Genomic DNA, 19139 nt, shown 5'->3' with positions numbered 1-19139 from the left:
ACAAACTGCTTAGGGCCGCTTACGATCAAGGGATGCCACCCGACGCGGCGCGGCGTAGTGAGCGGTCTCGGCGTGCGATCCTCGTGGCCGCGTTGGAGTTGGTGGAGAGTGTCGGGTACGCGCGGCTGACCGTCGAGGCGGTGGCGGCCCGGGCCGGTGTCGGCAAGCAGACGATCTACCGGTGGTGGCCGTCCAAGGGGCCGCTGCTGTTCGACGCGTTCGTGGAGTTCGGGCAGGTCGGGGCCGGGGTCGCGCACACCGGGGACCTGGGGGCGGACCTTCGGGCGGAGTTGCGGGACGCGGCCGCGGAGATCGGGCAGCGGCGGTTCGACGAGGTGTGCCGGGTGCTCGTGCACGAGGCGCGGACCGATCTCGTGTCGTTGTTGCTCGCGCCGCGGCGGGTGGTGGTCGAGGAGCGGTTGCGGAAGGCGCAGCGGGCCGGGGAGATCCGGGGTGACGTGGACGTGCCCGCGGCGGTGGAGTTGTTGTTGGGCCCGTTGTACCAGCGGTGGTTGCTCCGGATCGGCCCGTTGACGCCGACGTTCACCGACACGATCGTGGAGCTGTCGTTGCGGGCCATGCGGGGATGATCGACAGCGCTAGAGTCCGTCGATCATGGGGTACGCGGTGGTCGACGTCGAGACGACCGGATTCGCCGCCGGTGGTTCGGACCGCGTGGTCGAGGTGGCCGTGGTCCAGCTCGACCGGGACGGCAACCAGACCGGCGAGTGGTGCACGTTGCTGAACCCGGGGCGTGATCTCGGGCCGCAGCACGTGCACCGGATCAGCGCGCGGGACGTGTGGCACGCGCCGACGTTCGCCCAGGCCGCCGGCGCGCTGTCGGCGCGGCTCGCCGGACGGGTGCTGGTCGCGCACAACCTCGCGTTCGACGCGCGGTTCCTCGCCGCCGAGTTCCGGCGCGTCGGGGTGGACCTCGAGGTGTCCGGGTTGTGCACGATGACGCTGGCCAGGCGGTTCCTGCCGGGGGTGCGGCGGTCGCTGCACGCGTGTTGCGAGGCGGCCGGGATCGTGCCCGAGGGCGCGCACTCGGCGTTGCACGACGCGCGGGCCACCGGCCGGCTGTTCGCGACCTACCTGCGGGAAGGGCCGTTGGACGGCGACCCGATCCCGTGGCCCCGGCTGCCGCAGGACGACGTCGCCGAGGTGCGGCGCGGTGCCGGGCGGGTCGTGCAGGTGGTGGAGAAACCGGTGTTGGCCGGCGGTGACGTGGTCGTGTTCACCGGGCGGACCGAGGACCCGCGCGAGGTGTGGATCGCCCGCGCGCGGGCGGCCGGGTTGCGGGACCAGGCCTACGTGACGCGGGGGACGCGCCTGGTGGTGGCCGCCGACCCGTACTCGCTGTCCACCAAGGCGCGGAAGGCGCGGGCGTACCGGGTGCCGATCGTGTCCGAGGAGGACTTCGCCGAGTTGCTCGGTCTGGTGAAAGATCACCGGACCGAGTGGTGTCAGGGCTATTGAAATGGCCGAATCCTGCGGGGAGGCTCATCACCGAACGGCCTAGCGGAGGGCATGAGTCCTATGCTGCGGACAGAGGTTTCCCTGTGGGACGAACTCGTCTCCGAGCTGCCGGTCGGAGTGCTGCTCCAGGACGAGCAGGGGGCGGTGCTGGCGGGAAACGCGCTGGCCGAGGAGCTGCTGGGGGTCGACCGGTCCGAAGCCCGCGACCCGTCCGGCGCCCTGCTGCCCTCGTGCGCGGACCTCGCCTCGCAGGTGCTGCGGACCGGCGCGCCGCTGCGGATCCCGATGGCGCTGCCGCGCTCGCAGGTGTGGGCCGAGTTCTACCCGATCGCGTTGCACGGTCACGCGCGGTTGCTGGTGCTGTTGCGGCCGGTGCAGTCCGACGTGCCGCACAGCGCCGGGTTGTTGGACCCGCTGACCGGGCTGCCCGGGCGGACGCTGCTGTTCGACCGGCTGGCGCAGGCGTTGACCAGGGCGCGGACGCACGGGACATTGGCCTCGCTGGTGGTGGTGGACGTGCACCGGCTGTCCGAGGTGAACCGGGCGCACGGGTTCGAGGGCGGCGACGAGCTGCTGACCGCGCTGGCGGGCCGGCTGCGGGACGGGTTGCGCGCGGACTACACGGTGGCGAGGTACGGCGGTGACGAGTTCGCCGTGGTGACCGAGCACCAGAACGGCACCGGAGAGGCGGTCGCGGACCTGGTGCGGGAGCTGGCCGACCGGCCGGTGCGGGTGGCGGGCACGCGGGTGCGGCCCGGGGTTCGGGTGTGCTGGGTGACGACGGACGGCGAAACGCCCCTGCACTCGGTGATCGCGCACGTCGAGGAACGCCTGCGGCACTGACGCGCGCCGGGTCCCGGCGGCCTTCGGCGGTGGCGGCTTCGAGCTCGGCGGAGACCTGCGGTCGCTGCCGGTGGCCGACCTTCGGCGCCGCACGCGGCAGACCATCGGCAGCGACCGCGGTCGGCCCCGGCGGGGAAGCTCACGGCGGGGAGGCTCACGGCGGGGAAAGCGGAAGGTGGCAAACCGCAGGGTGCGCCGCCATGCCGGGGAGGTCGCCGGGATTCCGCGAACCGCGCGGCCAACAGTCGACACCTCACGCCGACCCCGCGTCGAACACTGGAAGGTCCCGGCATCGCGGCAAACCCCAGGGTGCGTCGCCGAGCCGGGACGGTCGCCGGAGTTCCGCGAGCCGCGCGGCGACCAGTCGGCACGTCGCGGCGGTCCGGCGTCGAGTGCGGGAAGCCCCGGCAGCGCGGCAAACCCCCTGGCCGAGACGTGCTCGGCACCGGGCTCGGGGCGGCTCCGGGCGGAGAAGTTTCGGGTGCGTCGCCGTGTCGGGGGCGCTCCGGCGGGCGTCGGGTGGCACGTGGTGGCGGCTCGCCGGACGCGGGAAGGCCCCCGGCGGGGAGCCGGGGGCCTTCGCGGGTCGGGCGTGGATCAGAACAGGGTGCCGACGATCCGGGTGATGCCCGCGGTCGGCGTGCTGAAGGAGCGCGCGGACTGGGTGGGCAGCGCCGGCAGGCCCTGGAGCGGGTTGAGGTCCAGGTTGGTCAGCGAGGCGCCGGACGGGAGGATGCCCGCCAGGCCGGGGACGGCCGGGAGTGCGCCGGTGCGGGGCTGGGCGAAGCCGGCCGTCGGCAGGCTGCGGCCCGCGGGCACCAGGCTCGTGAGGCCGCCCAGGCCACCGATGGTGCCCAGGCCCGGCAGGCCGCCCTGGGTCAGGTTGAGGCCGTCGCCCACCAGGGGCAGCTGGCCCTTGAAGGACCGGTCCTGGGCCACGGGCAGCTTCGGCAGCTTGGTCAGACCGCCCAGGGCCGGCACGCCGGTGGCCGGGAGCAGGTGGTCGACGCCGCCGGGCAGCTCGATGCCGCGGGCGTTGGTGGCCGAGGCCTCCTCGCCGGTCAGCTGGGTGTTGTCGTCGGTGACCGTGGTCAGCGCCTGGCCCGCGATCTCGGCCGGGATGTCGTAGGCGCGGACGGCGCTCTCGATCGGCGCCTCGATGACGCTGCCGCTCAGGGCGTGGTCGCCGGTGGTGGTGGCCTTGCCGCCGGCCGAGGTCAGCGCGGTGCTGTCGGCCACCGTGGCGGCCTTGCCCAGCGCGGTCACGGCGTTGCCGTGCGCGGACGGCTGCCCGTTCACCGGCACGTTGGCGAGGATGCCGGACACCGCGGCGTCGGTGCCGTCGGTCGTGCTGTCGCCGCCGGACACCAGGGTGGAGTCGTTCGTGGTGGTGGACTTGCCGTTGCCGCCCACGGTGACCGCGTCACCCTGCACCTGCGACGGGATGGCCGGCGCGGCGGAGACGCCGTTGCCCGACAGCGACCCCTCCTTGCCGGTGGTGGTGACCTTGCCGCCGGAGAAGTTGGTGAGCGTGTTGTCCACAGTGGACTCGGTGTTGCCGAGCCCGTTGATCGCGTGGCCGTAGACCTGCGGGGACGAGGTCTGCGGCGCGGTGATCACGTTGCCCGCGAGCGAGCCGCCCTCGCCGGTCGACGTCGAGTCGCCGCCCGAGGTCGCGTCCAGCGAGTTCGCCACCGTGGACGAGCCGTTGCCGCCCAGCAGCACCGTGTCGCCGAAGATCTGCGCCGGGTTCGAGGTCGGGACCTGCACGATGTTGCCCGCGACCGAGCCGTGCTTGCCGGTCGCGGTGGCCTCGCCGCCCGCGGTCAGCGTGGTGTTCGAGTCGCCGGTGGCGGTGGGGTTGGAGAACGCGCCGCCCGCGAGGCCGAACGCCTGGGCGCCCAGACCGGTCGGCACCGACACCACGTTGCTGGAGATCGTGCCGTTGTCGTCGCGGGTGTTCGTGTCGCCGCCGACCCGGACGCCCTTGTCCTCGACCGCGGTGCCCGAGGCGTTGCCCGCCACGCCGATGCTGTTCGCGAAGCCCTCGCCCGGGATCGCGACCGGGAGCTGGCCGATGTTGCCCGAGCCGACGCTGTCGTTGCCGGTCGTGCCGTTGTAGCCGCCGACCTCGGTGATCACGTCGTTCTCGCAGACGGCGCTGGAGTTGCCGCCGCCCGCCACGCCCGTGCCGCACAGGTCGACCGCGCCGCCCACCGGGGCGTTCGCCGAGTTCGCGCCGAGCACCGAGCGGTCGCCGTTGGTGTACGTGCCGCTGCCCGCGACCGCGGTCACGTCGTTGGTGTGGTCGGCGCGCACGTTGCCGAGGCCGCCGACCGCGTTGCCGCCGCCGGACACCGGCAGGGCCGCCGGCGCGTCGACCAGGTTGCCCGCGAGCGAGCCGCCCTCGGCGGTGGTGCTGGTGAACCCGCCGACCTTGGCGAAGTTCGTGGTGGAGCTGGTGGCGCTGCCGTTGCCCGCGCCCGCCACCGCGTTGTCGTCGACCGAGACCGGCCCGGCCAGCTGCGGCTGGATGACGTTGCCCGCGAGCGAGCCGTCCTTGCCGGAGGTCTCGAGCCAGGTGTCGATGTCGTTGACGCCACCGGTGTGCGTGCTGCCGGCCTCGGCGGTGGAGGTGTTCTCCGCGACCGTGTCCGCCTTGCCGGCGACGGCCGCCGCGTTGCCGTTCACGGCCGCGATCGGGGCCAGCGGCGCGCCGAGGACGTTGCCGCCCAGCGCGCTGCCCTCGCCGGTGGTGGTCAGCGAACCGGGCGCCAGCGCGGTGTTCTCCGCGGTGGACTCGCTGTTCGCCCGCCCGCCGACGGTGGCCGCGTTGTTGGTCAGCTGCACCGGGACGGCGCTCTGCACCGCGGCGATGTTGCCGGACAGCGAGCTGTCCTTGCCCGAGGTGGTGATGTCGCTGCCGGCCGACGCGCTCTGCGAGGCGGTCGTCTTGGCGTCGGCGGTGGCGAGCACCGACACCGCGTTGCCGGTGATCTGGGTCGGCGTCGCGTTGGCGATCGACACGACGTTGCCGGACAGCGACTGGCCCTCGCCGTCGGTCTCGATGGCGTCGCCGCTGACGATGTCGTCGTACGAGCAGTCGGCCTCGACGGAGGCGTTGCGCAGCACGGCGACCGCGTTGCCGCACGCCCGGATCGGGACGACCACGTCGGCGTCGACGCGGTTGCCGGTCAGCGAGCTGCCGGTGCTGACGGCGCTGACCTTGTCCTGCGCGCCGCGCACCAGCGGGTTGGCCGCGCCCGTCTTGCCGGACAGCGCGCCGGTCACGCCCTCGGTGCTGATCGAGCGGTGCACCTCGGGGGTGGTGATGGTGCCGAGGGGCGTGGCGACGACGTTTTCCTTGAGGTCGATCGGCACGATGACGTTGCCGGTGACCCTGTTGCTGTCGATCGCGCTGGGTGCCCGGTCGGGGCTCACGTTCTCGTCCGCCGACGCGATGCCCGTGCCGAGCATCAGCAGGCCACCGGTGACAATGGCGGTCTGGATGCCGCGCTTCGCCCAGGTCTGCATGGTGTTCTCCTTCATCGGATTCCCTTGCTGGGAGGTGAGGGGCGGCCGGACGCTCACCGCGTCAGGCAGACGACCGCCCCGATGGGTTGGGTGGTTCAAGGAAGCGCGGCTTCAACGACCGGGTGTCGGTAGCGCACGCGAACGGCGCGTCGGTCGAATCCCGTTGCCGCCCTTGGGAGGCAACGAACCGCGCGCGTCGGTCAGTCTGGGGTGGTGCCGGGCTGCTTGCCGGGCGCCACGGCGTTCCGCTCGTCGGCGGGGAACAAGGCCCGGGCCGATGCGGAAGCGGTGCGGGCGGAGGCGTACGTCGTGAAGAACGTGGTGCCACCGCTGGGGTTTCCGGAACCGTCGCCACCGCAGGTGCAGTGCGCCGGCGCGCCCACCGGGGGCACGGGCGGCAGGAACGGGGTACCGGAAGGGCCACCGGGGAACGAATCCCGGTGGTAGGTGGGCAGCTCGGTGGTGACCGGCTGCCGGGTGGCCGACGTCCAGCTCTCGCTGAACTCGGCGAAAGCCCCCTGCACCACCGGGGTGCCGGCCTCGACCGGCTCGGCGACGGGTGCGGGGACCGCTTCGGGAGCCTGCTGCGGCACGACGGGCGCGGCGTCCGCGAACTGCTCGGGGACGACGACGACCACGGTGCCCGACGACTGCTCGGCGGGCTGGGCCTGGAGCGGCTGGAGCCAGGTGGTCACGGCGTCGGTGAGACCGGCGGTGACCTGACCCAGGTCGGGTTGGGCGACCTTGCGCACCTTCTCCTGCTGTGCGCGCAACGTCGTGTCGAGGTCTCGGACGGCCTGGTCGACCGGCGCGAGCGCCTCACCCAGGGGGTTGGCGGCCAGGATCGACCCGGTCAACGAGGTCACCGCGTCACCGCGGTCGACCTCCTCCGCGTCGGCCGCGCCCGTCGACAGCGACCACAGGGCGGCGGTGCCCGCCAGCGTGCCACCGGCGACCAGCAGCGCACGGGTGAGCAGCCGCCGCACGCGGCGGGCTCCCGTGGACTCGCGGTCGACAGCGGACAACGCAGGTACCTCCACCTGTGAGCACATCTCGGGGATTTCGGGCCGGCGAGGCGATCGTCGTGATCAAGCCGACGCCGAGAGATTGCCAGTGGGCGAGGGTTGCTCGCACCCTTCTCCGGACCTGTTCCCCGGATCGTGTGACGAACACTGTGTGTTCCCGCACGTGACCCTAAGTAGTGATCCAGGTCAGACCCGCTTGAGCACCCGGGCCGCGCCCGCGGCGGCCGTCGACGCGAGGATCCAGCCGACCGCGATCAGCCCGCCGGCGATCCACTGGGACGCGTCGGTGAACCGCCACTTGCCGTCCTGGCCCAGGTCCACGATCGGCACCAGCAGGTCGACCGCCAGCAGCCACGGGTTCCACACCGGGTTCTCGTCGTCGTTCAGCTTCACCATGGGGTGCCCGAGGAACCACAGCGAACCGGCCAGCCAGAACCCCAGCAGCCAGGTGATCGCGAGCCACGGCCGGTACCCGTAGCCGACCGTCCAGCGCTGGAGGAAACCCCAGACCCGGCCCGCGCGGCCCAGCTCGGAGAACCGGCGGTGCTGCTTCTCCAGCTGCACGGCCTGCGCCAGCTCCTCCTCGCCGCCGTCCCGGTACACCGCGGCCAGCTGCTCGTACGGCCCGGGCGCGAAGTCCGGCTGCACCTCGCGCAGCCACCGCAGCCGGGTGCGCACGTCGACGTGCGGCGTGGACGAGATCGAGCCGAACGTGAAGTCCTCGACGTCCACCCCGCCCGACGCGGCCCACAACCCCGGGCCGTCGGACACCGCCGCGGCCGACACCCGGCGCAGCGACACCCGACCGGTCGGCGCGTCCTCCGGCGCCAGCCGCAGCACCAGCTGCTGGGTGGTCAGGCCGTAGGCGTTGAGCGCGATCGCGCTGCCCGGCGCGCCCAGCCGCGCGCCGGCGAACGTGACCATCTTGCCGATCTCGGCCAGCCTGATCCGGACGCCGCCCTCGGCGGTGAAGCCGTGGCTGCACAGCAGGTCCTTGCCGACCGTGGCGACCCGCGCGTCCAGCGACGGCTTCATCGTGCCGTCGGCGCGGCGGCGCGGACTGGTCAGCCGGGCGCCCGAGCAGTCGAGGGTCGAGCCGATGTCGGCGTTCTGAAGGCGCAGCGAGCCGGTGGCCTCCAGGTCGCGCAGGAACAGCGTGCCGCCGATCTTGAGCCGGTCCGCGAACAGCACGTCGATGCCCGGCCCGTGCAGCCGCACGCCGGACAGACTGGCGCTGCCGCGAACGTCGGCGTCCACCAGCCGGACCTGGCCGTGGGCGCGGAACGCGTGCGCGTGCTCGCCGTTGCCGCGGAACCCGCCGTCCACCGCGCCGCGCGCCTCCAGGTCGCCGCGCACCTGGATGCCGTCCGCGTGCAGGGCCACCGGCACCCGGCCGTCGGGTATCGGACCGTCGTCCGCCTCGGGCCGGCCGATCTCGCCGCCGGACAGCCGCAGGTAGCCGCCGATCTCGGCGTTGGGCAGCCGGACCGTGCCGGAGGAGGTGAACCCGTCGTCGAGCTCCACGTTGCCCTCGACCCGGATCCGGTCGGCGACCAGGGACGCGGCCTCGTCGGCCGTGCCGCGCGGGATCACCAGGACCGGGCGGTCCACGACGGTGGCGCGCAGCCGGGCGCCGGAGAACACCACGTCGCCGCCGACCCGGGAACCGTCGAGCAGGATGCGGCCCTCGGTGGTGAACCGGCCGCCCTCGTCGTCGCAGAACAGGTTGCCCGCGACCACCACGCCGGACGCGTCCAGCACGTTGCGGCCCGCGTTGACCAGCCGGGCACCGCCGAGGTGGACCGAGCCGCCGATGTCCGCGCCGCGCAGCCGGACCTCGCCGTCGGCGCGCAGCGCGATCGCCTGGAGCGAGCCGGACAGCCGGACGCGCGCGGCGAGCAGGGCGTGCCCGCTGCCCCGGCCGCGCAGCACCGCGCCCGCGAGCCGGAACGTGCCCTCGACGGTGGCGTCGGTCAGGTCGACCGTGCCGTCGCTGGTGAAACCGGCCTCCAGCACCAGGTCGCTGCCGACCCGGAGGTTGCGCGCCAGCAGGCCGGGCACCCGGCAGCCGCGCAGGCGCAGGCCGACCAGCCGCGCCATCCGCAGGTCCGGCGGCTGCTCGAACGTGCAGTCCGCGAAGTCCACCACCCGGCGCACCCGCGCGCCCTCCAGGCTGAACCGGCCGAGCACGTACGCGCCGACGAGGTGCAGCGCCGCGCCGCCGGGGCTGGGCGCGAGCAGGAGTTCGGACAGCAGGGTCCCGGGCACGGTCCGCTCCCGCGCGGGTGCGCGCGGGTCGAAGCGCACCCGGCGGCCGGCGGCGAACGCGGCGCGGATCTCGTCCTCGGTCACGGTGCCGATCCGATCATCCCGACACCGCCGCGAGGAAGGGGCTCGGGTGCCCGGACGGGGAACACGCGGTGTCCGAGTGGCGTACTCGGGGGTGTGATCGGGGAGGTGGGAGCTACCGTGGCCGGGTGAGCGACTCGGAGATCAGCAACAGGGTGCCCCGGCTGCTGCGGGTCAGCGCCGCGTTGAGCTGGCGGTTCGTGGCCGTGGTGGCCGCGCTGTACGTGGTGGCGCAGGTCGTGGGGTACCTGACGACCATCGTCATCCCGGCGGGCGTCGCGCTGCTGCTGGCGGCGCTGCTGTCGCCCGCGGTGGCCCAGCTGAACCGGCTCGGGGTGCCGCGCGGGCTGGCCACCGGGCTGGTGCTGATCGGCGGGCTCGGCGTGGTCGGCGGCGTGCTCACGTTCGTGATCACCGAGTTCTCCAAGGGCCTGCCCGATCTCAACACGCAGGTCAGCCACAGCCTCGACACGGTGCAGAACTGGCTGAAGCACGGGCCGCTCAAGCTCAGCGACGTGCAGTTGCAGCAGTACGTGGACAAGATCGTGGAGACGGTCAAGGAGAACCAGGCCGAGATCACCTCCGGCGCGCTCACCACGGCGGCGACGGTCGGCGAGCTGCTGACCGGCTTCCTGCTCGCGCTGTTCACGCTCATCTTCTTCCTGCACGACGGCGACGGCATCTGGCGGTTCATCGTGCGGATCGTGCCGCGCGACGTGCGGGACCGGGCCGACGTCGCCGGGCGGCGCGGGTTCGCCTCGCTGGTCAGCTACGTGCGCGCGACGGCGGCGGTGGCCGTGGTCGACGCGGTGGGCGTGGGCATCGGGTTGTGGGCGGTCGGGGTGCCGCTGGTGGTGCCGCTGGCCGCGCTGGTGTTCCTCGGCGCGTTCATCCCGATCATCGGCGCGGTGCTGACCGGCGCGGTCGCGGTGTTGATCGCGCTGGTCGCGAACGGACCGGTGGCCGCGCTGGTGGTGCTCGGCGTGCTGATCGGCGTGATGCAGCTGGAGTCGCACGTGCTCCAGCCGCTGCTGCTGGGTCGCGCGGTGAAGCTGCACCCGCTGGCCGTGGTCATCGCGATCACCGCCGGGTTGGTCGTGGGCGGCATCGCGGGCGCGCTGCTGTCGGTGCCGCTGCTGGCCGTGCTGAACTCGGGCATCCGGTCGCTGCTCAGCGACTCGGATCGGACGGTCGACCCGAGGGCGGTCGACGTGGACAAGCCGCAGGAGAGCGGGCCCGCCGACCACGCGGGCCAGCGGGTCGACGACGAGATCCCGTGACCGGTCAGGCCATCTCGACCAGGTTGCGGCCGCAGCCCTTGGCGGCCAGCAGCGCCGAGTCGGCGGCCACGAGCAGGCTCGGCAGCTCGTAGCCGAACCGGTCGGTGGTCGCCACGCCGATGCTGACGGTCAGGCCGGTGAGCAGGTGCTCGTTGCCGTCCGTGCCGACGGTCGCCACCGCGAGGTCGGCCACCGCCATCCGCACCCGCTGCGCGACGGACCGGGCGATCGCGGGCTCGGCGTCGGGCAGCAGCACCACGAACTCCTCGCCGCCGAACCGGCCGACCAGGTCGCCCCGGCGCACGGTCCCGGACAGCAGCAGCGCGATCGCGCTCAGCGCCGCGTCGCCCGCCAGGTGCCCGACCTGGTCGTTGACCTTCTTGAAGTGGTCGAGGTCGAGCAGCATCACGGCCATCGGCCGGGTCCGGGGTCGGGCCTTGGCCAGCTCGTAGCGCGCCCGGCCGTCCCAGTGCACCGCGTTGGCCAGGCCGGTCTTGGCGTCCCGCTGCGCCGACCGCCGCCAGTGCGGCAGCTGGGCCGCGCGCTCCAGCAGGGCCATCGGCGCGGCCGCCATCAGGGCGTGGACCGGTGTGGTCGTGGCGACGAAGCCCATCAGCCCGCCGATGCTCACCGCGACGATGCCCAGCACCGCGTCGATCGGCTCGCCGACGGTCTCGTCGCGGTCCGCGGCGGGGCTGCGCAGCTTCAACCCGAGCGCGATCAGGGCGGCGCGCACGATCAGCAGCACGGTCGCCGCACCGATCATCACGATCAGCTCGGTCGCCGGGTTCGCCCACCCGATCAGGTAGCGGGTGCCGAACACGGAGAGTGCCGTCGCGGACAGCGTGAACACCCAGCGGTGGGACTCCGGGCGTTGCGCCAACACGCCGTGCAGGGCCGGCCCGAACAGCAGCAGCACCAGCAGGTTGCACGGCAGCGACACCAGGCCCGCGGTGAGGTAGCAGAGGTGCGCGGCCCACGGGTTGCGCTCGGACTCGCCCATCCGGTGGCTGTGGATCGAGCTGCCGATGATCACCACGCCGGCCGTGCCCGCGATCGCCGCGAACCGTCCGACCTGCTCCGGAGTCGGTTGCCCGGAGGAGATCACGACCCACACGACCAGGGCGAGCGCGGCGGCGTCGACGACGAGCCAGTAGGCCAGCGCGGAGCGTCGCAGCGTCCACAGTGGCCAGTCGCGCACGCTCAGCCCTCCCCGCCGATCACCTGGCGCGGTGTCCCCCAAAAGACACTCTCAGTAACAAGGAGAAGCTTTTCACACATGTCGGTATCGGAACAGACGGCCACCTGGGGGTTAGCTGCGCCACTTGCACCCGGCAAGATTGAGCAGGAAAGGAGCACACCGTGCACACGAAGCCGCCCGCGCCGGACCCATCCGTGCGTGAAGACCCCGTCGCGCACCTCTGGCGGGGAACCGTCGCGCTACGGATCGTGACATTCCTGTTCGCGCTCGGCAACGCCGCGGTGCACCACAACGGCTACCAGCGACCGTGGCTCGCGTGGGCGGCGATCGGCGCGATGGCCGCGTGGTCGGTCTTCACCGTGCTGGCCTACAGCAGCGACAAGGGCCGCCGGCGGTGGGTCGTCGCCGCCGACCTGGTGGTCGCGTGCGGGCTGATGTCGCTCTCGCCGCTGATCATGACCGACGCCCAGTTCCTGTTCAACGTCCCGCTGATCACCACCATCTGGGCGTGCGTGCCCGCGGTCGCGGCGGGCGCGCTGAGCGGTCCGACGGCGGGCGCGGCGGCCGGGCTGGTCGTCGGCCTGTCGACCTACCTCAACCGCCGGTCGATCAGCATCGACCTGACCAGGGACGTCGTGCTGCTCGCGGGCGCGGGGTTCGTCGTCGGCATGGCGGCGGCCACGGCCAGGCGGTCGGCGGTGCGGCTCGCCCAGGCGTTGCGCACCGAGGCGGCCACCGCCGAGCGCGAGCGGCTCGCGCGGTCGATCCACGACGGCGTGCTCCAGGTGCTGGCCAGGGTCCGCAAGCGCGGCAACGAACTCGGCGGCGAGGCGGCCGAACTGGCCGAGCTCGCGGGCGAGCAGGAGGTGGCGCTGCGCTCGCTGGTCGCCGCCGCGCCCGCCGAGTCCACAGTGGATGGTGATGCGGACCTGCGGCCGGCGCTGCAACTCCTGGCCACGTCCCGGTTCCAGGTCGCCACGCCCGCGACCAGGGTGATGCTGCCCGCCACCACCGCGTTCGAGCTGACCGCCGTGGTCCGCGAGGCGCTGTCCAACGTGGACAAGCACGCGGGCGAGCACGCCAAGGCGTGGGTGCTGCTCGAGGACCTCGGCGACGAGGTGGTGCTGAGCGTGCGCGACGACGGTCCCGGCATCCCCGAGGGCCGCATCGAGGGCGCGGAGGCCGAGGGCCGGATGGGCATCGCCCACTCGATCAGGGGACGCGTCGAAGCGCTGAGTGGGACCCTCGACCTCCAGACGGGTCCGGGGGAGGGCACGGAGTGGGAAGTGCGGGTGTACAGATGAGCGTGTCCGTGATGGTGGTGGACGACCACCCGCTGTGGCGCGACGGGGTGGCCCGCGACCTGGCCGAGCGCGGTTTCGCGGTGGTCGCCACGGCGGGCGACGCGGCGTCCGCGGTCCGCATCGCGCGCACCGTGCGGCCCGACGTCGTGCTGATGGACCTCAACCTCGGCGAGCAGACCGGTGTCGAGGCCACCACGATGATCACCGGTGAGCTGGCGGGCACCCGCGTCCTGGTGCTGTCCGCGAGCGGCGAGCACGACGACGTGCTGGAGGCGGTGAAGGCGGGCGCGTCCGGCTACCTGGTGAAGTCGGCGTCCGCGGAGGAGCTGGTCGAGGCGGTCAACCGGACGGCCGCGGGCGACGCCGTGTTCACCGCCGGGCTGGCCGGGCTGGTGCTCGGCGAGTACCGCCGGATGGCCGCGACGCCGGACGAGGACAAGCCGCAGCTCACCGACCGGGAGACCGAGGTGCTGCGCCTGGTGGCGAAAGGCCTGACGGCGCGGCAGATCGCGAATAGGCTGGTGATTTCCCACCGCACGGTGGAGAACCACGTCCAGTCCACGCTCCGCAAGCTCCAACTGCACAACCGCGTCGAGTTGGCGAGGTACGCCATCGAGCACGGTCTGGACGTCGAACCGGAGGAGGGCGCGCGGTGACCAGTCCCAGGGACCTTCGAGTGTCGGACGCGGAGCGCGAGCACGTCGTGGGCGTGCTCCAGAAGGCGATCGGTCGCGGGCTGCTGACGCTCGACGAGTTCACCGAGCGCACCGACACGGCGCTGGCGGCCAAAACCCGCGGCCAGCTCAACGCGGTGCTGCTCGACCTGCCCGGCGTGGTGCACGACGAGCAGACCGTGGTGGTCGCCTCGCAGGAGAACGTCGAGTTCAAGGCGACCCTGTCCACGGTCAAGCGGCGCGGTCCGTGGGTGGTGCCGCGGACGATCGTGCTGCGCACGACCATGGGTTCGGCCGACCTGGACTTCCGCGAGGCGGTGATCCCGCACGCCGTGGTCGACATCGAGCTGGACCTGACGGCCGGTTCGCTGAAGATGGTCGTGCCCGACGGCGCGTCGGTGGACACCGACGGCCTGGAGCTGTCGGCGGGTTCGGTCAAGGACAAGGGCGGGCGGACCGCGGGCGGTCGGCCGCACTTCGTGGTGCGCGGCGTGGTCAAGGCGGGTTCGGTGGAGATCAAGCGGAAGCGCTCGATCCTCCGTAATGCGTGACTGCTCCGTTTGCCGTAGTTGTATGGCCCATGTCGAACACTGACGTCCGGTTCACCCTGGACGACGAGACGCGGTCGCGGATCGAGCGCGCGGCCGCCGAGGCCGGTCACACCACCGCCTCCTACCTGGCGGAACTGGCCGCGAACGCCGCCGACGGGGTGTACGGACTGCCGTCGCCGCGCTCGTTGAACGCCGCGTACTGGCACTCCGTCCGTCATGCGTGACGGCCGCCGGTCGCACAGGATCGGGGCATGCGCTGCCTCGTCACCGGTGCGACCGGTTATCTCGGCGGACGGCTCGTACCCCGGCTGATCGCCGAGGGTCACGAGGTCCGCTGCCTCGTCCGCGACCCCGGCAAGCTGCGCGACGTGCCGTGGGCGGGTGACGTCGAGGTGGTGCGCGGCGACGTGCTGTCGCCGGACACGCTCGGCCCGGCCATGGCGGGCGTGGACGTCGTGCACTACCTGGTGCACTCGTTGCAGCACGACGACTTCGCGGACGCGGACCGCCGGGCGGCGGAGAACACCGCCCGCGCCGCCGAGGCCGCGGGCGTCAAGCGGGTCGTGTACCTGGGCGGGCTGCACCCCGAGGGGGTGGCGCTGTCGCCGCACCTGGCGTCGCGCAAGGAGGTCGGCGAGGTCTTCCTGGCCTCGGCGGTGCCGGCGGTCGTGCTCCAGGCCGCGGTGGTGATCGGGTCCGGGTCGGCGAGCTTCGAGATGCTGCGGTACCTGACCGAGCGGCTGCCGGTGATGGTGACGCCCCGGTGGGTGCACAGCCGGATCCAGCCGATCGCGGTGCGGGACGTGCTGCGGTACCTGGTGGGCGTGGTGGACCTGCCCGACGGCGTGAACCGGACGTTCGACATCGGCGGGCCGGACGTGCTGACGTACCTGGACATGATGAAGCGGTACGCCGCGGTCGCGGGCCTGCGGCCGCGGCGGGTGCTGACGGTGCCGTTCCTGACGCCGCGGCTGTCGTCGCACTGGGTCAACGTGGTCACGCCGGTGCCGAGGTCGATCGCCGCGCCGCTGATCGAGTCGCTGGTGCACGAGGTGGTGTGCCGGGAGGACGACATCCGGGCGCTGGTGCCGGGTGAGACCACCGCGTACGACCGGGCGGTGGAACTCGCGCTGAACCGGATCCGCGACGCGGACGTGGAAACCCGGTGGTCGAACGCGTCGGTGCCGGGCGCGCCCGCGGACCCGCTGCCGTCGGACCCGGACTGGTCGGGCGGCTCGTCGTTCGTCGACGTGCGGGAGCACGACACGACCGCGTCGGTCGAGCGGCTGTGGGCGGTGGTCGAGGGCATCGGCGGCGAGCACGGCTGGTACTCGTTCCCCCTGGCCTGGGCGGTGCGCGGGTGGTTGGACCGGCTGGTCGGCGGCGTCGGGCTGCGGCGCGGGCGGCGCGACCCGAAGCGGCTGCACGTCGGCGAGGCGGTGGACTGGTGGCGGGTCGAGGAGATCGACCGGCCGCGGCTGCTGCGGCTGCGCGCGGAGATGCGGGTTCCCGGACTGGCCTGGCTCGAACTCCGAGTGGCGGAGCGGGAGGGCGGCGGGTCCACTTACCGCCAGCGCGCGGTGTTCGTGCCGCGCGGACTGGCCGGGCACGCGTACTGGTGGCTGGTGTGGCCGTTCCACGGACTGGTGTTCGGCGGCATGGTGCGCAACATCGCCAGTGAAGCGGAGCTTACGAGCGAGGTTAGAAAGTCCTGATGGACTGCACAAAGTGGACGGGAGCAGACTGCCGCCATGAAGGCACTGGTCAAGGCGACCGCCGGGCCGGGACTCGAGTTGACCGACGTCCCCGACCCCGCGCCCGGTCCCGCCGACGTGGTGGTCCGCGTGCTGCGGACCGGCATCTGCGGCACCGACCTGCACATCGACGCGTGGGACGAGTGGGCGGCGGCGACCGTCCGGCCCCCGCGCGTGCTGGGGCACGAGTTCGTCGGTGAGGTCGTCGAGGTCGGCGCCGCGGTGACCGGGGTGGCGGTCGGCGACCTGGTCAGCGGCGAGGGTCACCTGGTGTGCGGCACGTGCCGCAACTGCAAGGCGGGCCGCCGGCACCTGTGCGCCCGGACCAAGGGGCTCGGCGTGCACAGCGACGGCGCGTTCGCCCAGTACGTGGCGCTGCCGGCGCAGAACGCGTGGGTGCACCGCTCGCCGGTCGACCTGGACGTGGCGGCGATCTTCGACCCGTTCGGCAACGCCGTGCACACCGCGCTGTCGTTCCCGGTGATCGGCGAGGACGTGCTGATCACCGGCGCCGGCCCGATCGGGATCATGGCGGCGGCGGTGGCCAAGCACGCGGGCGCGCGCAACGTGGTGATCACCGACGTGAGCCCGCACCGGCTGGAGCTGGCACGTGAGGTCGGTGTCGACCTGGCGCTGGACGTGTCGACGGCGACGATCGCCGACGCGCAGGTCGAGCTGGGCATGACCGAGGGCTTCGACGTGGGCATGGAGATGTCCGGGCAGCCGGTGGCGTTGCAGGACATGATCGGGAACATGGCGCACGGCGGGCGGATCGCGATGCTGGGGCTGCCCTCGGTGGAGTTCCCGGTGTCGTGGAGCGACGTCGTGTTCAAGATGCTCCAGATCAAGGGCGTCTACGGGCGGGAGATGTTCGAGACGTGGTACTCGATGTCCGTGCTGTTGCAGCGCGGGCTCGACCTGTCGCCGGTGATCACCCACCGGTTCTCCTACACCGAGCACGACAAGGCGTTCGCCACCGCGCGCGAGGGCAAGTGCGGCAAGGTCATCCTCGACTGGGACGGGAGCTGACGGATGTACGGCGCGATGCGCGAGGGTCTGCGCGCGGGACTGGACGAGATCCGGGCGGCGGGCCTGTACAAGGCGGAACGGGTGATCGCGACACCGCAGGACTCGGCGGTGCGGGTGGGTTCGGGCGCCGAGGTGCTGAACTTCTGCGCCAACAACTACCTGGGTCTCGCCGACCACCCGGTGCTGGTGGAGGCGGCGAAGGACGCGCTCGACCGGTGGGGTTTCGGGATGGCGTCGGTGCGGTTCATCTGCGGCACGCAGGAGCCGCACAAGGAGTTGGAGGCGCGGCTGTCGGCGTTCCTCGGCACCGAGGACACCATACTGTACGGGTCGTGCTTCGACGCGAACGGCGGCCTGTTCGAGACGTTGCTCGGCGCGGAGGACGCGATCATCTCCGACGAGCTGAACCACGCGTCGATCATCGACGGCGTGCGGCTGTCGAAGGCGACCCGCTACCGGTACCGCAACCGGGACCTGGGCGACCTGGAGAAGCAGCTGGTGGACGCGGCCGGCGCGCGGTACCGGCTGATCGCGACCGACGGCGTGTTCTCGATGGACGGCTACCTCGCGCCGCTGGACGAGATCTGCGCGCTGGCCGACGAGCACGACGCGCTGGTGATGGTGGACGACTCGCACGCCGTCGGGTTCACCGGCCCGACCGGCCGCGGCACGCCCGAGCTGTTCGGCGTGCAGGACCGCGTGGACATCGTGACGGGCACCCTGGGCAAGGCGCTGGGCGGCGCGAGCGGTGGCTACACGTCGGGTCGGGCCGAGATCGTGGAAATGCTGCGGCAGCGGTCGCGGCCGTACCTGTTCTCCAACTCGCTCGCGCCGTCGATCACGTCCGCGGCCATCGCGGCGCTGGACCTGCTGTCGTCGTCGGGCGAGCTGCTGGAGCGGCTGCGGGCCAACACCGCGCTGTTCCGCGAGCGGATGACCGCCGAGGGCTTCGACCTGCTGCCCGGCGAGCACCCGATCATCCCGGTGATGATCGGCGACGCGGCGAAGGCGTCGCGGTTGGCCGACCTGCTGCTGGAGCAGGGCGTCTACGTGATCGGGTTCTCCTACCCCGTGGTGCCGCACGGCAAGGCGCGGATCCGGACCCAGATGTCGGCCGCGCACTCCACCGACGACGTGCACCGGGCGGTGGACGCGTTCGTGGCCGCCCGGGCCGGGATGTGATCGACCCCCGTCGGCTGCGGGTGCTGCGGGCGCTGGCCGACCACGGCACCGTGACGGCGGCGGCGTCCGCGCTGCACCTGACGCCGTCGGCGGTGTCGCAGCAGCTCGCGGCCCTGGAGTCGGAGGCGGGGCACGAGCTGCTTCGCCGTCGTGGTCGACGGGTGTCGTTGACCGCGGCAGGCGAGCTGCTGGTGGCGCACGCGGTCGCGGTGGCGGCCGAGTTGGAGCGCGCGTCGGCGACCTTGGCGGCGTTCTCGGCGGGCACCGTCGGCCGGGTGAACGTGGGCAGCTTCGCGTCCGCGATCACCCAGGTGGTGGCGCCGGCCATCGCGTCGCTGCGGCTGACCGCGCCGGGCGTGGAGGTGCGGGTCCGGGACGTGGAGGGGCACGCGAGCGTGCCGCTGCTGCTGGACGGCGGCATCGACCTGGCGATCACCGAGGAGTACCGCCTCCGCACCTCCGACGAGCGCCTGACCCGCTTCCCGCTCTACACCGAGCCGTTCGACGTGGTCCTGCCGCCGCGGCACCCGCTGGCGGGCGCGGAGTCGGTGGACCTGGCGGCGCTCGCGGACGAGCCGTGGATCGCGACGCTGCCCGGCAACCCGGTCCGCGACGTGGTGGAGCTGGCCTGCGAGAACGCCGGTTTCGCGCCGCGCATCGAGCACACGTCGGACGACTTCAGCGCGGTCGGCGCGCTGGTGCGGGCGGGTGCGGGTGTGGCGCTGGCGCCCCGCAACGCGCTGCGCGGCGTCCCCGTCTCCGGAGACGCCCCGCTACGGCGGGTTTTCGCGGCCGTGCGCCGGGGTAGTGAAGGCCATCCGCTGATCTGCCTGGTCAGGGACGCCCTCACAGTTGTCCACAGGGTTGTCCACAGCGGTGGACAACTCGAACAAGTGTTCGAAGTGGACTGAGCGCGCCCGGAAACGCCGAAGTG

The 19139-nt window shown here is 72.9% G+C and carries 16 protein-coding genes; 12 read left to right on the top strand and 4 right to left on the bottom strand.

Annotated elements, in window-relative coordinates; translation table 11 throughout:
- Positions 1-32 precede the first annotated feature (32 nt).
- Genes AB0G50_RS02435 through AB0G50_RS02425 form a run of 3 tightly spaced genes read left to right on the top strand, consistent with a single transcriptional unit; the run spans position 33 to position 2322 of the window.
- Positions 33-590: a TetR/AcrR family transcriptional regulator gene (locus AB0G50_RS02435; protein WP_360101385.1), complete on the top strand. Its 558-nt coding sequence runs from the start codon at positions 33-35 to the stop codon at positions 588-590.
- Between the two features lie 25 nt (positions 591-615).
- Positions 616-1479: an exonuclease domain-containing protein gene (locus tag AB0G50_RS02430; RefSeq protein WP_360101383.1), complete on the top strand. Its 864-nt coding sequence runs from the start codon at positions 616-618 to the stop codon at positions 1477-1479.
- Between the two features lie 60 nt (positions 1480-1539).
- Complete coding sequence (locus tag AB0G50_RS02425; RefSeq protein ID WP_360101381.1) at positions 1540-2322, top strand: GGDEF domain-containing protein; 783 nt, start codon at positions 1540-1542, stop codon at positions 2320-2322.
- Positions 2323-2919: 597 nt separating this feature from the next.
- On the opposite strand, the gene AB0G50_RS02420 is transcribed toward AB0G50_RS02425, so the two are convergent.
- The 3 genes from AB0G50_RS02420 to AB0G50_RS02410 form a co-directional block, all read right to left on the bottom strand.
- The gene (locus AB0G50_RS02420) at positions 2920-5856 is read right to left on the bottom strand and encodes a hypothetical protein (protein ID WP_360101379.1); all 2937 of its coding nucleotides are present in this window, start codon (positions 5854-5856) and stop codon (positions 2920-2922) included.
- A 200-nt stretch (positions 5857-6056) separates the two neighbouring features.
- Complete coding sequence (locus tag AB0G50_RS02415; RefSeq protein ID WP_360101377.1) at positions 6057-6881, bottom strand: hypothetical protein; 825 nt, start codon at positions 6879-6881, stop codon at positions 6057-6059.
- Between the two features lie 186 nt (positions 6882-7067).
- A complete protein-coding gene (locus tag AB0G50_RS02410; protein WP_360101375.1) occupies positions 7068-9233 on the bottom strand; it encodes a hypothetical protein in 2166 nt (721 codons plus the stop codon).
- Between the two features lie 125 nt (positions 9234-9358).
- Between AB0G50_RS02410 and AB0G50_RS02405 the strand changes: the two genes are divergently transcribed.
- A complete protein-coding gene (locus AB0G50_RS02405; RefSeq protein WP_360101373.1) occupies positions 9359-10510 on the top strand; it encodes an AI-2E family transporter in 1152 nt (383 codons plus the stop codon).
- Positions 10511-10514: 4 nt separating this feature from the next.
- On the opposite strand, the gene AB0G50_RS02400 is transcribed toward AB0G50_RS02405, so the two are convergent.
- Positions 10515-11711 carry a diguanylate cyclase gene (locus AB0G50_RS02400; protein WP_360101371.1) on the bottom strand — a complete coding sequence of 399 codons (1197 nt, stop codon included), beginning with the start codon at positions 11709-11711 and terminating at the stop codon, positions 10515-10517.
- 161 nt (positions 11712-11872) lie between these two features.
- Between AB0G50_RS02400 and AB0G50_RS02395 the strand changes: the two genes are divergently transcribed.
- The 8 genes from AB0G50_RS02395 to AB0G50_RS02360 are packed head-to-tail and all read left to right on the top strand — an operon-like array spanning position 11873 to position 19116.
- Positions 11873-13015 carry a DUF5931 domain-containing protein gene (locus tag AB0G50_RS02395; protein ID WP_360101369.1) on the top strand — a complete coding sequence of 381 codons (1143 nt, stop codon included), beginning with the start codon at positions 11873-11875 and terminating at the stop codon, positions 13013-13015.
- Positions 13012-13671, top strand: coding sequence for a response regulator transcription factor (locus AB0G50_RS02390; protein ID WP_360101367.1), 660 nt, complete (start codon positions 13012-13014; stop codon positions 13669-13671). The genes AB0G50_RS02395 and AB0G50_RS02390 overlap by 4 nt, the downstream gene beginning before the upstream one ends.
- A 20-nt stretch (positions 13672-13691) precedes the next feature.
- A complete protein-coding gene (locus AB0G50_RS02385; RefSeq protein WP_360101365.1) occupies positions 13692-14240 on the top strand; it encodes a DUF1707 domain-containing protein in 549 nt (182 codons plus the stop codon).
- A 29-nt stretch (positions 14241-14269) separates the two neighbouring features.
- Entirely contained in the window at positions 14270-14464 is a 195-nt protein-coding gene (locus tag AB0G50_RS02380) for a hypothetical protein (RefSeq protein ID WP_360101363.1), read from the top strand.
- Positions 14465-14491: 27 nt separating this feature from the next.
- On the top strand, positions 14492-15955 hold the full coding sequence (locus tag AB0G50_RS02375) for an SDR family oxidoreductase (RefSeq protein ID WP_360101361.1): 1464 nt from the start codon (positions 14492-14494) through the stop codon (positions 15953-15955).
- Positions 15956-15991: 36 nt separating this feature from the next.
- Complete coding sequence (gene tdh, locus AB0G50_RS02370; protein WP_360101359.1) at positions 15992-17023, top strand: L-threonine 3-dehydrogenase; 1032 nt, start codon at positions 15992-15994, stop codon at positions 17021-17023.
- 3 nt (positions 17024-17026) lie between these two features.
- Positions 17027-18205, top strand: a complete 1179-nt coding sequence (locus tag AB0G50_RS02365) for a glycine C-acetyltransferase (protein WP_360101357.1) — start codon at positions 17027-17029, stop codon at positions 18203-18205.
- Positions 18202-19116, top strand: coding sequence for a LysR family transcriptional regulator (locus AB0G50_RS02360; protein WP_360101355.1), 915 nt, complete (start codon positions 18202-18204; stop codon positions 19114-19116). The genes AB0G50_RS02365 and AB0G50_RS02360 overlap by 4 nt, the downstream gene beginning before the upstream one ends.
- Positions 19117-19139 lie beyond the last annotated feature (23 nt).

It is taken from the genome of Actinosynnema sp. NPDC020468, assembly GCF_040642015.1.
Classification (GTDB): domain Bacteria; phylum Actinomycetota; class Actinomycetes; order Mycobacteriales; family Pseudonocardiaceae; genus Actinosynnema.
Note: the sequence above shows the minus strand (reverse complement) of the source record. Positions and strands in the feature narration are given on the sequence as shown.

What these genes read in the sequence shown, in the direction of transcription:
- AB0G50_RS02435 (WP_360101385.1), top strand. Translation starts at nt 33, where the DNA reads ATGCCACCCGACGCGGCGCGGCGTAGTGAGCGGTCTCGGCGTGCGATC.
- AB0G50_RS02430 (WP_360101383.1), top strand. Translation starts at nt 616, where the DNA reads ATGGGGTACGCGGTGGTCGACGTCGAGACGACCGGATTCGCCGCCGGT.
- AB0G50_RS02425 (WP_360101381.1), top strand. Translation starts at nt 1,540, where the DNA reads ATGCTGCGGACAGAGGTTTCCCTGTGGGACGAACTCGTCTCCGAGCTG.
- AB0G50_RS02420 (WP_360101379.1), bottom strand. Translation starts at nt 5,856, where the DNA reads ATGCAGACCTGGGCGAAGCGCGGCATCCAGACCGCCATTGTCACCGGT.
- AB0G50_RS02390 (WP_360101367.1), top strand. Translation starts at nt 13,012, where the DNA reads ATGAGCGTGTCCGTGATGGTGGTGGACGACCACCCGCTGTGGCGCGAC.
- AB0G50_RS02380 (WP_360101363.1), top strand. Translation starts at nt 14,270, where the DNA reads ATGTCGAACACTGACGTCCGGTTCACCCTGGACGACGAGACGCGGTCG.
- AB0G50_RS02375 (WP_360101361.1), top strand. Translation starts at nt 14,492, where the DNA reads ATGCGCTGCCTCGTCACCGGTGCGACCGGTTATCTCGGCGGACGGCTC.
- tdh (WP_360101359.1), top strand. Translation starts at nt 15,992, where the DNA reads ATGAAGGCACTGGTCAAGGCGACCGCCGGGCCGGGACTCGAGTTGACC.
- AB0G50_RS02365 (WP_360101357.1), top strand. Translation starts at nt 17,027, where the DNA reads ATGTACGGCGCGATGCGCGAGGGTCTGCGCGCGGGACTGGACGAGATC.